The 14,028-nt window shown below is 68.3% G+C and carries 14 protein-coding genes; 2 read left to right on the top strand and 12 right to left on the bottom strand.

Features of this window, described 5'->3' with window-relative positions:
• Positions 1-2: 2 nt before the first annotated feature.
• The 11 genes from IM738_RS25070 to IM738_RS25020 all read right to left on the bottom strand — a co-directional run bounded on the left by IM738_RS25070 (position 3) and on the right by IM738_RS25020 (position 10,809).
• Positions 3-911 (bottom strand): DUF4349 domain-containing protein, encoded by a 909-nt coding sequence (locus tag IM738_RS25070; protein WP_236963701.1) that lies wholly within the window; start codon positions 909-911, stop codon positions 3-5.
• 84 nt (positions 912-995) lie between these two features.
• Positions 996-1,481, bottom strand: coding sequence for a DUF3592 domain-containing protein (locus IM738_RS25065; RefSeq protein ID WP_236963700.1), 486 nt, complete (start codon positions 1,479-1,481; stop codon positions 996-998).
• Between the two features lie 11 nt (positions 1,482-1,492).
• The gene (locus IM738_RS25060; RefSeq protein ID WP_236963699.1) at positions 1,493-2,413 is read right to left on the bottom strand and encodes a 2-hydroxyacid dehydrogenase; all 921 of its coding nucleotides are present in this window, start codon (positions 2,411-2,413) and stop codon (positions 1,493-1,495) included.
• Between the two features lie 35 nt (positions 2,414-2,448).
• Complete coding sequence (locus IM738_RS25055; RefSeq protein WP_236963698.1) at positions 2,449-4,461, bottom strand: acetyl/propionyl/methylcrotonyl-CoA carboxylase subunit alpha; 2,013 nt, start codon at positions 4,459-4,461, stop codon at positions 2,449-2,451.
• Positions 4,462-4,469: 8 nt separating this feature from the next.
• Positions 4,470-5,195: a DUF4126 domain-containing protein gene (locus IM738_RS25050; RefSeq protein WP_236963697.1), complete on the bottom strand. Its 726-nt coding sequence runs from the start codon at positions 5,193-5,195 to the stop codon at positions 4,470-4,472.
• Positions 5,196-5,222: 27 nt separating this feature from the next.
• Positions 5,223-6,008 (bottom strand): enoyl-CoA hydratase/isomerase family protein, encoded by a 786-nt coding sequence (locus IM738_RS25045; RefSeq protein ID WP_236963696.1) that lies wholly within the window; start codon positions 6,006-6,008, stop codon positions 5,223-5,225.
• 8 nt (positions 6,009-6,016) lie between these two features.
• Complete coding sequence (locus IM738_RS25040) at positions 6,017-6,553, bottom strand: DinB family protein (protein WP_442908471.1); 537 nt, start codon at positions 6,551-6,553, stop codon at positions 6,017-6,019.
• Positions 6,550-6,951 (bottom strand): type II toxin-antitoxin system VapC family toxin, encoded by a 402-nt coding sequence (vapC, locus tag IM738_RS25035; protein ID WP_236963694.1) that lies wholly within the window; start codon positions 6,949-6,951, stop codon positions 6,550-6,552. Before vapC ends, IM738_RS25040 begins: the two co-directional genes overlap by 4 nt.
• Positions 6,948-7,286: a type II toxin-antitoxin system VapB family antitoxin gene (locus IM738_RS25030; RefSeq protein WP_236963693.1), complete on the bottom strand. Its 339-nt coding sequence runs from the start codon at positions 7,284-7,286 to the stop codon at positions 6,948-6,950. Before IM738_RS25030 ends, vapC begins: the two co-directional genes overlap by 4 nt.
• Before the next feature lie 44 nt (positions 7,287-7,330).
• Entirely contained in the window at positions 7,331-8,953 is a 1,623-nt protein-coding gene (locus tag IM738_RS25025) for a carboxyl transferase domain-containing protein (RefSeq protein WP_236963692.1), read from the bottom strand.
• Positions 8,954-9,081: 128 nt separating this feature from the next.
• Entirely contained in the window at positions 9,082-10,809 is a 1,728-nt protein-coding gene (locus IM738_RS25020) for an AMP-binding protein (RefSeq protein ID WP_236963691.1), read from the bottom strand.
• A gap of 129 nt (positions 10,810-10,938) precedes the next feature.
• Here IM738_RS25020 and IM738_RS25015 point away from each other — a divergent pair, with 129 nt between their 5' ends.
• Entirely contained in the window at positions 10,939-12,021 is a 1,083-nt protein-coding gene (locus tag IM738_RS25015; RefSeq protein WP_236963690.1) for an AraC family transcriptional regulator, read from the top strand.
• Between the two features lie 141 nt (positions 12,022-12,162).
• A complete protein-coding gene (locus tag IM738_RS25010) occupies positions 12,163-13,314 on the top strand; it encodes a serine hydrolase domain-containing protein (protein ID WP_236963689.1) in 1,152 nt (383 codons plus the stop codon).
• Here IM738_RS25010 and IM738_RS25005 read toward each other — a convergent pair.
• The gene (locus IM738_RS25005; RefSeq protein WP_236963688.1) at positions 13,290-13,919 is read right to left on the bottom strand and encodes a TetR/AcrR family transcriptional regulator; all 630 of its coding nucleotides are present in this window, start codon (positions 13,917-13,919) and stop codon (positions 13,290-13,292) included. The two genes, IM738_RS25010 and IM738_RS25005, sit on opposite strands and share 25 nt — an antisense overlap.
• Between the last annotated feature and the right edge of the window lie 109 nt (positions 13,920-14,028).

Raw genomic sequence — 14,028 nt, 5'->3', positions numbered from 1 at the left:
AATCAGGCGGCGGGCGGCGCCCGGCGGCGTGCCCGCCAGGCCCAGGCGCGGCGCAGCGCCCACCCCAGCGGCACCAGCAGCACCAGCCAGGGAATGAACGCCGCCACCAGGGTGATCAGACTGGCGACGCTGTCGGCCATCACCTGACCGGCGTCGCGCAGCGCGGTCCAGATCGGGTTGGCGGCGCGGCCTTCGGTCAGCGTGACCTCGGGGCGGAACGCCACCTGCACGTGCTGGCGCGTGGTCTGCTGCATCAGCAGCTTGAGCTGGGTGGCGTGGCTGTCGAGTTCGGCCTGGGTCTGCGACAGGGTCTGCTGGATGTCCAGCACGTCCGACAGCTTGCGGTTGGCGCCCGGTTGCTGCAGCAGCGCGCGCAGGCTGTCGCGGAACTCGGTGCGGTTCTTGATGTGCGCCTCGACATCGACCACCTGCGCGGTCTTGTCTTCGCTGCTGGTGTTGTGCGAGGCCACACGGCCCACGCCGTCGATCTGGCCCAGCAGCTGCGGCGCGTCCTTCGGGTTCACACGCATCTCCAGCTCGGCGCCGCCGGGCTGGTCGCGCAGCTCCTTGCGCACGGACGAGGACACCACCTCGCAATCGAGCTTGGCGCAGGTGTCGGCCACGGCCTTCCAGGCCTCGGTGATCTGCGCGGCCGGCACCACCACCTCCAGCGCGTGGCTCACGGCGATGTGGCGCGGCGACACGGCCTCGGCGCCACCCGCCGCGGCAGCCATGGGCGCGGGCGCGCCCGCCATCATCTTGGCGGACATCTCGGGCGCGGCGTCGCGCGTCGGGGCGGACACGGCCTGTGGTTCGTCCTTCGCCGAACAGGCGCCGAGCGCGAGCGCGGCGGCGATCAGGGCGGGAAACAGCGCCGGGGGGCGCGAGAGGCAACGGTGCATGAAGGACATCCCTGGTGACATGAAAGCGGAACAGCCTATCAGAGGGCGGTGACCCCCGGATGGGTGCCGCCGGCCCGGTGGGAGCGGCCGGCCTCAGGCCATGGCGGTGGCATCGCCCGGCCTGGGTCGCAGGCGCAGCAACAGCCAGCCGACAGCCATGCCGACGCCGCTGAACAGCAGCAGGACCGAGCCGATGAAGACCTTCAACATGCCGGAACTGCCGATCTCGGCCCTGGACGGATCGTGAGCCGGGTAGCGCACCGTGACCGTTTCGCCGACCTCGTGCACCGCCTGCAGCTGCCGCAGCACCGAATCCGTGAACCGCAGGGTGCGGCCATCGCTGGCCACGAATTCCACGATGCTCTGCTGGGCCAACGCGCGGCGGGTCGACGTTCCCACGAAGCTGTCGTGGTGCCCCACCACGCGACCCTGTGCCGTCTGCATCTCGCCCGAGAAGTTCAGGCTGGAGGCCAGCAGCCAGGCCGAGCCCAGCGCGGTCAGGGCACTGGGCACCAGAAGGATCCAGCCCAGCAGGCCGAAGAACCGGCGAACGGTGGAGGTGGAGGTCGTGGAGCTCATCTCTCCGCCTCTCAGTATCCGCGCACCGGGTCCACCACCCCGGCCACCGGGTCGCCGCGCTCCAGCGCCGCGATCTTGCCCGCGATCTGCGCGATGCTTTCCTCGCGCAGCGTGCGCGCGGAGGTGTGTGGCGTGACCGTGATCTTCGGGTGGTTCCAGAACGGGTGTTCGGCGGGCAGCGGCTCGGTGCGGAACACGTCGAGCGTGGCGCCGGCCAGGTGGCCGCTCTCCAGCAGCGCGAGCAGGTCGTCCTCGACCAGGTGCGCGCCGCGCGCCACGTTGATGAGATAAGCGTCGGGCTTCAGGCGCCCCAGCGTCTCGCGGCGCAGGATGTCCCGCGTGTCGGGCGTGAGCGGCAGCAGGTTCACCAGCACCCGGCAGTTTGAGAGGAAGGTATCGAACCCGGCCTCTCCGCTGTGCGTGACCACGCCCTCGATGGCCTTGTGGCTGCGGCTCCAGCCGTGCACCGGAAACTCGAACACCCGCAGCGCTTGGGCCACGCGCTCGCCGAGCACGCCCAGGCCCATCACGCCGACGGAGAAGTCCTGGCGCTCGCGCGGCTTGCGGTACGACCACCGGCCCGCCTTCACGTCGGCCTCGTAACCGTCGAATTCACGGAAGTGCCGGATCACCGCGTGGCACACGTACTCGGCCATCTGCACCGACATGCCCGCGTCATCGAGACGCACCACCTTCACGCCGGGCGGCAGGCGCAGCTTGAGCAGCGCGTCCACCCCGGCTCCGATGTTGAACAGGCCCTTGAGCGCCTGCTGTTCGTCGAGAAACTGTTGGGGTGGCGCCCAGACCACGGCGTGGTCGGCTTGCGGCGCGCCGGGTTGCCAGACCTCGACCTGTGCGCCGGGCAGTGCGGCGCGCAAGCCATCGAGCCAGGGTTCGGCTTTGGTGTCGGTGCAGCAGAAGGTGATGTTCATGCGGCAAGCTTAGCCAAGCAGCAAGACCAGCGCTGTCACGCGGTTGCTGCAGCGATCTTCAGCAACTCCGCGCCCTCGGCCACCTGGTCGCCCGGCGCATAGAGCAGCTCGGCCACCGTGCCGTCGGCCGGCGCGGCGATGGTGTGTTCCATCTTCATGGCTTCCATCACCGCCAGGGGCTGGCCCTTCTTCACCACGTCGCCGGCCTTGACCGAGAACGACACCACCTTGCCCGGCATGGGCGCGGTGAGACGGCCCACGTCGTGTGCCGCTTCGCCGGCGTGGGCCAGCGCGTCGAGTTCGGTGATCTGGGTGGCGCCCAGGGCACAGAAGATGTGCACGATCTCTTCGCGCTGCCAGGTCTGCACCGTCTGGCGCTGGCCCATGAAGCGCAGGTCCATCAGCGTGCCGTTTTCCGCAGGCAGGGCATCGAAGGCCAGCAGGCCGCTGGTTTCACCGAATGCCAGTTGCAGCGCGCCGTCGTGCAGGTAGGTCAGGCTCGCCTGCATCGCCTCGCCCTGGTATTCGAAGTCGAAGCGGCGCACCGTCAGGCCATGAGGTCGCCAGCCGTCGCGGCGCGAGAACGGGTCCTTGCCTTCGCTCGCGCGCTCGGCCAGCAGCGTCTGCGCCACGGCGGCGGCCACGGCGAGGTTGCGGCCGACCTTGTCCTGGTGGAACAACACGCCCGCTTCGCGCGGGATCAGCGCCGTGTCCAGGTTGGCCTGGGCAAACGAGGGGCTGGCGACCACGTGGCGCAGGAACTGCACGTTGGTGGACAGGCCGACGATGCGTGTTTGTGCCAGCGCGGCGTCGAGCCGGGCCAGCGCCTCGGCGCGGGTGCGGCCGTGCACGATCAGCTTGGCGACCATGGAGTCGTAGAACGGGCTGATCGCGTCGCCCTCGCGCACGCCGTCGTCGATTCGCACCGAGCCGCGTTCGAAGCTGGTGCAGGCGGGCTTGCGGTAGACGTCGAGCCGGCCGGTGGCGGGCAGGAATTGGTTGTCCGGCGTTTCGGCGCAGATGCGCGCTTCAATGGCGTGGCCGTCGATGTGCAGCTGCTCCTGTGTCAGCGGCAGCGGCTCGCCGCTGGCCACGCGCAGCTGCCACTCCACCAGGTCGAGGCCGGTGATGGCTTCGGTCACCGGGTGCTCCACCTGCAGGCGCGTGTTCATCTCCATGAAATAGAAGCGCATGCCGCCTTCGGGCGGCTGCTCCACGATGAACTCCACCGTGCCGGCACCCACGTAGTTCACGGCGCGCGCCGCGGCCACGGCCGCCAGGCCCATCTGCTGGCGCAGCTCGGGCGTCATGCCCGGCGCGGGCGCCTCTTCCAGCACCTTCTGGTGGCGCCGCTGCACCGAGCAGTCGCGCTCGAACAGGTACACGCAGTTGCCGTGCGTGTCGCCGAACACCTGGATCTCGATGTGGCGCGGGCGCTGGGCGTATTTCTCCACCAGCACCGCGTCACTGCCGAAGCTGTTGATGGCCTCGCGTTTGCATGAAGCCAGCGCAGCGGCAAAGTCTTCGGCTTTCTCCACCGCGCGCATGCCCTTGCCGCCGCCGCCGGCGCTGGCCTTGATCAGCACCGGGTAACCGATGCGGTCGGCCTCGTGCTGCAGCATGTGCGGGTCCTGGTCGGCGCCGTGGTAGCCCGGCACCAGCGGCACGCCGGCGCTCTCCATCAGGCGCTTGGACTCGGCCTTCAGGCCCATGGCCTGGATGGCAGACGCAGGCGGGCCGATGAACACCAGGCCGGCTTCGGCGCAGGCGTTGGCGAAGGCTTCGTTCTCGCTCAGGAAGCCGTAGCCCGGGTGGATGGCCTGGGCACCTGTGGCCTTGGCGGCATCGAGGATGCGCTGCCACTGCAGGTAGCTGTCTTTCGGCGCGCTGCCGCCTATGTGCACCGCTTCGTCGCAGGCCGCCACGTGTTTGGCGCTGGCGTCGGCGTCGGAGTACACGGCCACGGTGCGCACGCCCATGCGGCGGGCGGTGGCGGCGACGCGGCAGGCGATCTCGCCTCTATTCGCAATCAGGATCTTGGTGAACATTCGAGGCCTCAGGCGGTAGCAGAAGAAAACAGGGATTGCGCGCGGCGGAACACCGCGCGCAGGAACTTGAACAGCATCCAGGTGACGATCCACATCAGCACCACGGCGATGACCAGCAGCACGCCGAACACCAGCGGGTGGTTGGTGGCCAGCCAGACCGCGCCGACCACCAGGCCGTCTTCGACCAGGCTCATGGCGATGTTGGAGAAGGGCTCGGGAGAGGTGTTGATGGCCGCGCGCGTGGTGGTCTTGGCGGCCTGGCTGCTGGCCGCGAGCGTGCCGCCGAGCAGCGCGCCCACCAGGGCCATGGTGCTGCCGTCAGCGCCCAGCGCACCAGCCGCCAGCGCGGCACCGGCGGGAATGCGGATCACGCTGTTGACCATGTCCCACAGCGAGTCGAGCCCAGGAATCTTGTCAGCGAAAAATTCCACAAACAGCAGTGCACCGCTGGTGATGAGCATGGCCGGGTGCTGCAGCACCTGCAGGCCTTCGGGCAGCGGAATCCAGCCGACCCAGCCCGCGATGCCGACGATGAACACCACCGCGTAGAGCCGGAAGCCGCTGACCCAGCCGAGCGCGGCGGCCAGCGCCAGCAGGCTGGGCATGTCGAGCTGGCCGGCGGCGGCGCTCACGCCCTCGACCACCTGGCCACCGACTTCATGGACCACGCCCGTGCCCGCGTGCAGGCCCAGGCCGTGCAGCCAGTTGACGAGGGTGGTCCAGAGTGCGTCCATGGTGTTCTCCTTCAGGGAAGCAACCGCCTAGCCCGCCAGCCACGCGGGCTTGCGCTTCTGCAGGAACGATTGCACGCCCTCGCGGCCTTGTTCGCTCGCGCGGATGTCGGCAATGCCTTGCACCATGGCCGCGATCAGGCCGGCGTCGATGGTGCGCTCGGCCACGTCCTGCACCAGCCGCTTGCAGGCGCGCACGGCGGCCGGGCTGGCGCTCACCAGCGCCTGGGCCAGTTCATTCACCTTCGCGTCCAGCGCCTCGGCGCCCACCAGCTCGTGCACGAAGCCGATGCGGTGCGCCTCCTGCGCGCTGAAGCGCTCGGCGGTGAGGAAGTAACGGTGCGAGGCGCGCGCGCCCATGGCGCGGATCACGTAGGGGCTGATGGTGGCCGGGATCAGGCCGAGCTTCACTTCGCTCAGGCAGTAGGTCGCCGTGTCCACGCTCACAGCCATATCGCAGGCTGCCACCAGGCCCATGCCACCGGCGAACACGTCGCCCTGCACGGCCGCGATGGTGGGCTTGGGGCATTCGTAGATGGTCTGGAGCATGGCCGCGAGCTGGCCCGCATCGGCCACGTTTTCGTCGCGCGTGTAGTCGGCCATGCGGCGCATCCAGTTGAGGTCGGCCCCGGCGCAGAAGGCCGGGCCCACGGCTGCGAGCACGACGGCGCGCACGTCGTCGCGTTCGCTCACGGCTTCAAATGCGGCCTTGAGTTCCTGAATCACTTCGTCGTTGAAGGCGTTGCGCACCTCGGGGCGGCTGAGCGTGATGCGGGCGATGCGGTCTTGCACCGCGATGGTCAGGGCTGGGGTCATGGCGGTGCTCACGAATTCTTCGCCTCGGCGGCTTCCAGTTGCAGGTGGTACACCCAGTCCAGCTCCGGGCCGGGCTGGCCCAGGGCGGTGAGCGCGGCGGTGATCTGGCCGCGGTGGTGGGTGGCGTGGTTGAACACGTGCGCCAGCGTGGCCGCGAACGGCAGCGACTGCGGCACGCCCTTCATGGTCTGGTAGTCCAGCTGGCCGTCGAAGCGCTCGGCGGGCCAGCTGGCGATCAGGTGTTCCCAGTTGGCGGCGCCGCCCTTGAGCGCCTGGCCCAGGCGTTCGCGGTCGGGTTCGATTTCCGCATCCAGCGCCAGCAGCGGCGAAGCGCCTTTGGAAAAGCGCGCGTACCAGAGCAGGTGCTCGCCCACCAGCAGGTGGTTCAGCGTGCCGTGGATGCTCTTGAAGAACAGGCCCACGTCGCGCCGGTACTCTTCATCGGTCAGACGGGAAACCGCGTCGAGCAGGCGGTGCGTGGCCCAGACGTGGTAACGCGCCTGTCGGGTGAAGTGGGTGTGAAAGGGACTCAAAGAGGGGCTCATTGCGGCCATGTGTCCAACCCTCCCAAAGTTCTGAGCGATTCAAAATCGGCGTCCCGGTGCAGCAGCGTGTGGCCGTGGGTGATGCAGTAGCTGGCGAGCAGCACGTCGATCGGACTGCGCACGGTGCGGCCCTGTGCGCGCAGACGTCGGTACAGCGCCGCCGCGCTGAGCGCGTTGGCCGCTCCGCCAATGTCCATCACGGGCAGCTCCAGCATCAGTTTCTGGGCAGCCAGACACGCTTTGTCGTTGCGGAAGCCGCGCAATACCTCAAACACCACCAGATCGGCCGTTCCAACGGAGACATCGCCAGCTTCCAGCCAGCGCACCAGTTGCAGGCATTCCGGGGTTTGGGCCTGGTTGAAGAAATCAATCCAGACGCTGGAGTCCACCAGAATCATGGTTTCTTTCGGGCTTTGACCGCCAGCGATGGCGGCGCTGGCTCTTGAAGCGCCTGCGGGTGAACGACCGCCTGGACATCTGCTGCCGCGTCAATGTCGCGGTCATAAGGCGAGCCTGCCATCTTCAAGGCCTGCTGTTCCGCCCGGTACCTTGCCCAGCCCTCGTCGGAGTCGTCCCACTGCAACTTCCCGCGCAAGGCCAGCAAACCGTCATAGACCTTGCGCCGCTTGAGCATGCGCAAGCCCTCTTCCACCGCCTCGCGCTTGGTCTTGAAGTCGCCACTGGCCATCACATCCGCCATGAGCTTGTCGTCGATCACGATATTGGTTCGCATGTCGAACCTCCTTAAATGTGTATGAAATCAGAAAATCATACACATCACATGCGGAAAAGTCCAAACTTCGTCTCAGGGATCGGCGCGTTCAGCGAAGCGCTCAGCCCCAGCGCCAGCACGCGCCGCGTGTCGGCCGGGTCGATCACGCCGTCGTCCCACAGGCGGGCGGTGGCGTAGTAGGGGTGCCCTTGCACCTCGTACTGTTCCTTGATGGGCGCCTTGAACGCGGCTTCTTCTTCCGCGCTCCAGCTGCCGCCCTTGCCTTCGATGCCGTCGCGTTTGACGGTGGCCAGCACGCTCGCGGCCTGCTCGCCGCCCATGACGCTGATGCGCGCGTTGGGCCACATCCAGAGGAAGCGCGGGCTGTAGGCGCGGCCGCACATGCCGTAGTTGCCGGCGCCGAAGCTGCCGCCGATGATCACGGTGAACTTCGGCACCGCGGCGGTGGCCACAGCCGTCACCATCTTGGCGCCGTTGCGCGCGATGCCTTCGTTCTCGTACTTGCGGCCGACCATGAAGCCGGTGATGTTCTGCAGGAAGACCAGCGGCGTCTTGCGCTGGCAGCACAGTTCGATGAAGTGCGCGCCCTTGAGCGCCGATTCGCTGAACAAAATGCCGTTGTTGGCGATGATGCCGACCGGCATGCCTTCGATGCGCGCGAAGCCGCAGACCAGGGTGGTGCCGAAGCGCGACTTGAACTCGTCGAAGTCGCTGCCATCGACGATGCGGGCAATGATCTCGCGCACGTCAAACGGCTTGCGCGTGTCGGTCGGGATCACGCCGTACAGCTCCTCGGCCGGGTACAGCGGCGCGACCGGGTCGATGGTCGTGATCGGTGGCACCTTGCGCGCGTTGAGGTTCTTCACCGCCTGGCGCGCCAGGGCCAGCGCGTGCAGGTCGTTCTGCGCCAGGTGGTCGGCCACGCCCGAGAGGCGCGTGTGCACGTCGCCACCGCCCAGGTCTTCGGCCGTGACCACCTCGCCCGTGGCGGCCTTCACCAGCGGCGGGCCGCCCAGGAAGATGGTGCCCTGGTTCTTGACGATGATGGTCTCGTCGCTCATGGCTGGCACGTAGGCACCGCCCGCCGTGCACGAGCCCATGACCACCGCGATCTGCGCGATGCCATTGGCGCTCATGTTGGCCTGGTTGAAAAAGATGCGACCGAAGTGGTCGCGGTCGGGAAACACCTCGTCCTGGTTCGGCAGGTTGGCGCCGCCCGAGTCCACCAGGTAGATGCAGGGCAAGTTGTTTTGCTGCGCCACTTCCTGCGCGCGCAGGTGCTTCTTGACGGTCAGCGGGTAGTAGGTGCCGCCCTTCACCGTCGCGTCGTTGCAGACGATCATGCAGTCCACCCCACTCACGCGGCCGATGCCCGCGATGACACCGGCGCAGGGCGCGCTGTCGCTGCCGTCGCGGTCCGGGTACATGCCCATCGCGGCCAGCGGGCTCAGCTCCAGGAAGGGCGTGCCCGGGTCCAGCAGCATCTGCACGCGGTCGCGCGGCAGGAGCTTGCCGCGCGCGGTGTGTTTGGCGCGCGCCGCGTCGCCGCCACCGAGCGTGGCCTTTTCCACCTGCGCCTTGAGGTCGTCCACCACCCCGCGCATGGCGGCGGCGTTGGCCTGGAAGTCGGCGGAGCGGGCGTTGAGTTTGGTGTCGAGGATCGTCATATCAGTTACCCAAATTGGAGAGCGTCAGGCGCACCGTCCAGCACACGCCGTGGAACCGGCTTTGCCGGGCCACAGGCGTGGTCCCCCACCGGGGGAAGACGCGAAGCGGCGCAGGGGGGCATTTCATCTCAGGCGGTCTTTGCTTCGGCCAGCCCGAGCTGGTCCTTCATGGCATCGCGTATCTTGAACTTCTGGATCTTGCCGGTCACGGTCATGGGGAAGGCGTCCACGAAGCGGATGTAGCGCGGCACCTTGTAGTGCGCAATCTGCCCTTTGCAGAAGGCGCGCACAGTGTCTTCATCGAGCGTCTGGCCGGGCTTGACGATGACCCAGGCGCACAGCTCTTCGCCGTATTTGGCATCGGGCACGCCCACCACCTGCACGTCCTGCACCTGCGGCATGCGGTAGAGGAATTCTTCGATCTCGCGCGGGTAGATGTTTTCGCCACCGCGGATCACCATGTCCTTGATGCGGCCGACGATGTTGACGTAGCCCTCGGCGTCCATGGTGGCGAGGTCACCGGTGTGCATCCAGCCGTCGGCGTCGATGGCCTCCGCCGTCTTGGCCGGGTCGTCCCAGTAGCCGTGCATGACCGAATAGCCGCGCGTGCACAGCTCGCCCGACTGGCCGGTCGGCACCACCTCGCCGCTGTCGGGGTTCACGATCTTCACTTCCAGGTGCGGCTGCACCTGGCCCACGGTGGAGACGCGTCGGTCCAGCGGCGTGTCCGTGCTGCTCTGGCAGCTCACCGGGCTGGTCTCGGTCATGCCGTAGGCGATGGTGATTTCAGACAGGTGCATGTCACTCACCACGCGCTGCATCACGGCGGTGGGGCACGGCGAACCGGCCATGATGCCGGTGCGCAGGGTGGAGAGGTCGAATTCCTTGAAACGCGGGTGGTCCAGCTCGGCGATGAACATGGTGGGCACGCCGTGCAGGCCGGTGCAGCGTTCGTCCTGCACCGTCTGCAACACGGTCAGCGGGTCGAAGCCGTCGTTGGGGTAGACGATGGTCGAGCCGTGGGTGAAGCAGGCCAGGTTGCCCAGCACCATGCCGAAGCAGTGGTACAGCGGCACGGGGATGCACAGGCGGTCGGCCTTGGTCAACTTCATGCACTCGCCAATGAAGAAGCCGTTGTTCAGGATGTTGCGGTGCGTGAGCGTGGCGCCCTTGGGGAAACCGGTGGTGCCGCTGGTGAACTGGATGTTGATCGGGTCGCTCGCCTTGAGCGTGGCCGACACCTGCGCCACGCGCGGGTCGGCGGCGTCGCCCTGGGCGAGCAGCGCCGAGAAGCGCATCAGGCCGACCTCTTCGGCGCCCTTCCCCGGCTCGTCGATCCAGACCACGGTTTTCAGGTGCGGCAACTGCTGGGCGTCCAGCGCACCCGGTTGGCCATGCGCCCACTCGGGCGCCAGCTCGCGCAGCATGCCCAGGTAGTCGCTGGTCTTGAAGCGCGCCATGGTGACCAGCAGCTTGCAGCCGACCTTGTTGAGCGCGTACTCCACTTCGGACGTGCGGTAGGCGGGGTTGATGTTCACCAGCACCAGGCCGACCTGCGCCGTGGCCAGCTGCATCAGCACCCACTCGGCGTTGTTGTGCGACCAGATGCCCACGCGGTCGCCCGGGTTCAGGCCCTGCGCCAGCAACGCGCTGGCCAGGCGCTGCGCGTCGGCCTGCAGCGCGCGGTAGGTGTAGCGCCGGCCCTGGTGCACGCTCACCAGCGCCTCGTGCTCGGGCTGGCGCGCCACCATGGCGTCGAAAAACGCGCCGATGGTCTGCTCGATCAGCGGCACGTCGGTCGCGCCGCGCGCCAGGCTGTGCACCAGCGGTGCGGCGGTTGAAAGGGCTGCGCTCATGGGTGTGTCTCCTCCGAAGGCGGTCGCCCGGATCGGGCCGGGCGTCAAACGCAAGCATAGAAGCTCGTGCCGGGCACCGGTTGCCAGAATGGTTGCAAATCGTGCCGCCGCTGAGGCACACTGCCGGCCATGCCCAGCCCCACCCCACCCCCACCGGGTTCCCGCAGCGATCTGCGCATGGCGCGCGCCGCCACGCCCATGGCCTTTGTGCGAGCCATTGTGCGCGCGTACCGGTTGCGCGGCATGGACCCGGCACCCGCGCTGGCGCAGGCACAGATTGCGCCAGCCCTTTTGCAGCAGCGGGTGGGCCACATCACCGCGGCGCAAATGGAAGCCGTGTCGGGCGCGGCCATGCGCGAGCTGAACGATGAAGCCCTGGGCTGGTTTGCCCGGCCCCTGCCCTGGGGCAGCTACGGCATGCTCGCGCGCGCCTCGCTGTCGGCGCCCACGCTGGGCGTGGCCCTGAAACGCTGGTGCCGCCACCACGGCCTGCTCACGCCCGACGTCACGCTCGCCGTGACCACCAGCGGCGACGTGGCCAGCATCGGCCTCACCGAACACCGCCCGCCGGGCGGCGACGGCAGCCTGCGCGAGTTCTGTTTCGTCTCGGTGCTGCGCAACAGCCTCGGCCTGGCCTGCTGGTTCGTGGACTCGCGCATCCCGCTGCTGGGCGCGAGCTTTCCGTTCGCCGCGCCAGCGCACGCCGAGGCCTATCGCGTGCTGTTCGACGGCCCCACGACGTTCGACGCGCCCGAGGCCGCCATCCGCTTCGACGCGCGTTACCTCGCCCTGCCCCTCAAGCGCGACGAAGCCGCGATGAACCAGATGCTGCAGCGCGCCTTGCCCATCCAGGTGCGCCCCTACCGGCGCGACCGCCTGCTGGTGCAGCGTGTGCGCCACGTGCTCACCAGCCAGCCCCTCGCCGCCCACAACGCAGAGGACCTCGCCGAGCAGCTCAACACTTCGGCCCGCACCCTGCACCGGCAGCTGAAAGACGAAGGCGCGACGCTGCAGGCGCTGAAAGACGAGGTGCGGCTCCAGCGCGCCATCGAGTGGCTGCAGCGCACGGCCAGACCCATCAAACAGGTGGCCGAAGCGGCCGGGTTTCAGAACGAGAAGAGCTTCATCCGCGCGTTCAAGGGCTGGACGGGGGTGACGCCGGGGGAATGGCGGGATGCGGGGCGCTCCGTGAGCGAACCAAACCCGAGTTGACCTGACAGCAGCGGCCCACGCCGCCCAGGGATTCGCTCGCAAGTCCTTGATTCCCTGGGCGCTTTTCTTCCAACGCGGTATTCAATCCGCTGCTCGCCAATGCGAGTAGGCGGCCGGGAACCCGCTGCCGACAATCGTGCGATGCAACCGCCCAGACCTCCCTGCATCCGCGCCTGGCTTTCCACCATGACCACCGCCGCGCTGTTGACCCTGCCAGCAGCCCAAGCCGCAGACACGCCACCTCTGCCTCACAGCCACCCAGCAGCGGCGGCCGAGGTGGATTGGGGCCCTGCGCTGAACCGGATTGACACCGATGGACTCAACATCCACAGCGTGCTGGTCATGCGCGGTGACCGCACCGTCGCCGAGCGCTATCGCAGCGGCCAGGACCGGGGCTTGTACAGCCTCTGGTCATCTCGCCGCCACTTCGGCCCCGATGACCTGCACGACATGCGCTCCATCAGCAAGAGCGTGGTCGGCCTGGTGTACGGCGTCCTGCTGGCGCGCAAGGAAGTCCCCGGACTGGAAACGACGGTCGCGTCCCTGTACGCCGAACATCCGGCGCTCGATCAACCGCCGAAAAACGCGATCCGCATCCGCGACCTGCTGACGATGAGCGCCGGACTGGCATGGGACGAGCCGTCCCCCGTGCGGCGCACACGCGACGACGACCAGACGCCCCTGGCCTGGACGGGCTCTTTCTATTCCACCGTGTTCGGGCGCGACGCCGTGGCCCGCCCTGGCGAGACCTTCGTCTACAGCGGCGGCCTGACCTCGGTGCTGGTCGACGTCATCGAACGGTCCACCGGCCGTCCATGGGCCGAAGTGGTCGATGCCGAGCTGTTTCAGCCACTCGGCATCCAGACATGGACCTGGAGCCGTGACTTGCGCGGTCGCCCCATGGCGTACGCCGGCCTGCGCCTGCGCCCGCGCGATCTGCTGAAGATCGGCGCCCTGGTGCTGCGGGGTGGGCAATGGCAAGGGCGGCAAGTGGTGCCGTCGGCCTGGGTGCAGGCCACCACCTCGACCCACATCCGGGCCAGCGCCCGCTTCGGCTACGGCCACCAGTGGTGGACCAGCGAGCACACGGTGGCGGGCCGATCGCTGGCGGTGATTCAAGCCATCGGCAACGGAGGCCAACGGCTCTTCGTGGTTCCCGAACTCGACCTGGTGGTCGCCATGACGGCCGGAGACTACGGTAAGCCCGACATCCTGGCGGCCGAGGACGCTGTTTTTGCCGCGCTGCTGGCCCTCGTCGCCCGCCAGGCTCAACCCCCGGCGACGGCCAGGTAAGCGCGGACCAGGCGAACCGACTCGTCCTCCAGCGCCTGATCGGACACGGGCAGTGCCTCCGCGTCTTCGGTCAATGCCCGGGCGACGCCGAGCACGGCGCGCGAGACGACAAAAAGCTGCGCCTCGGTCAGGGAGCGGCCCGCCAGCGGACCACCGGGGTGCGACACGATGTGCCCCACCTGCGCCCGAACCTGCTCGGCGTCGTCGCCCGCCAACCCGGCGCCGAGATAGGCACTCAGCAAGGTTCTGCGCAGGCTCGCATCTTGCCGGTGGCGCTGGAACAGCACGCGAACGATGCAACGCACAGGGTCCGCGCCCTGCGCTGCAGCAGCCTCCAGCGCATCCGCCACGGCTTGCCGGTCCGCCTGCAACAGCCGGCGCGCCAGCGCCACCAGAATGGCCTGCTTGTTGGGGAAGTAGCCATACAGCGTGCCGATGCTGACGCCCGCACGCTCGGCAATCCGGTTGGTGTTGAAGCCCGCAAGCCCCCGCTGCTGGAGCAGGAGCCAGGCCGCCTCCAGGATCACAGCCAGGGTTTCGTGCGCCCGCACCTGGCGGGGGCTGCGCCGTGTGAGCGGAGGGGCTTTTTTTCGCAGGGCGGTCATGGGCCCCATTCTGGACTTGGCGCAACCCAGGGCACCGGGAGGGGAAGCAAATGCCAGCCGCTCACCCACCCTTGGCCTGATCTGCAACCCCGATGGCGCGCCCATGACC

It is taken from the genome of Hydrogenophaga sp. SL48 (genome assembly GCF_021729865.1).
GTDB lineage: Bacteria > Pseudomonadota > Gammaproteobacteria > Burkholderiales > Burkholderiaceae_C > Hydrogenophaga.
The sequence above is the reverse complement of the archived record's forward strand: the minus strand, read 5'-3'. Positions and strand labels throughout refer to the sequence as shown.

Bases quoted from the DNA above. Each gene is read 5' to 3' on its own strand.
- IM738_RS25070 (WP_236963701.1), bottom strand. From the start codon at position 911: ATGTCCTTCATGCACCGTTGCCTCTCGCGCCCCCCGGCGCTGTTTCCC.
- IM738_RS25065 (WP_236963700.1), bottom strand. From the start codon at position 1,481: ATGAGCTCCACGACCTCCACCTCCACCGTTCGCCGGTTCTTCGGCCTG.
- IM738_RS25060 (WP_236963699.1), bottom strand. From the start codon at position 2,413: ATGAACATCACCTTCTGCTGCACCGACACCAAAGCCGAACCCTGGCTC.
- IM738_RS25055 (WP_236963698.1), bottom strand. From the start codon at position 4,461: ATGTTCACCAAGATCCTGATTGCGAATAGAGGCGAGATCGCCTGCCGC.
- IM738_RS25050 (WP_236963697.1), bottom strand. From the start codon at position 5,195: ATGGACGCACTCTGGACCACCCTCGTCAACTGGCTGCACGGCCTGGGC.
- IM738_RS25045 (WP_236963696.1), bottom strand. From the start codon at position 6,008: ATGACCCCAGCCCTGACCATCGCGGTGCAAGACCGCATCGCCCGCATC.
- IM738_RS25040 (WP_442908471.1), bottom strand. From the start codon at position 6,553: ATGAGCCCCTCTTTGAGTCCCTTTCACACCCACTTCACCCGACAGGCG.
- vapC (WP_236963694.1), bottom strand. From the start codon at position 6,951: ATGATTCTGGTGGACTCCAGCGTCTGGATTGATTTCTTCAACCAGGCC.
- IM738_RS25030 (WP_236963693.1), bottom strand. From the start codon at position 7,286: ATGCGAACCAATATCGTGATCGACGACAAGCTCATGGCGGATGTGATG.
- IM738_RS25025 (WP_236963692.1), bottom strand. From the start codon at position 8,953: ATGACGATCCTCGACACCAAACTCAACGCCCGCTCCGCCGACTTCCAG.
- IM738_RS25020 (WP_236963691.1), bottom strand. From the start codon at position 10,809: ATGAGCGCAGCCCTTTCAACCGCCGCACCGCTGGTGCACAGCCTGGCG.
- IM738_RS25015 (WP_236963690.1), top strand. From the start codon at position 10,939: ATGCCCAGCCCCACCCCACCCCCACCGGGTTCCCGCAGCGATCTGCGC.
- IM738_RS25010 (WP_236963689.1), top strand. From the start codon at position 12,163: ATGCAACCGCCCAGACCTCCCTGCATCCGCGCCTGGCTTTCCACCATG.
- IM738_RS25005 (WP_236963688.1), bottom strand. From the start codon at position 13,919: ATGACCGCCCTGCGAAAAAAAGCCCCTCCGCTCACACGGCGCAGCCCC.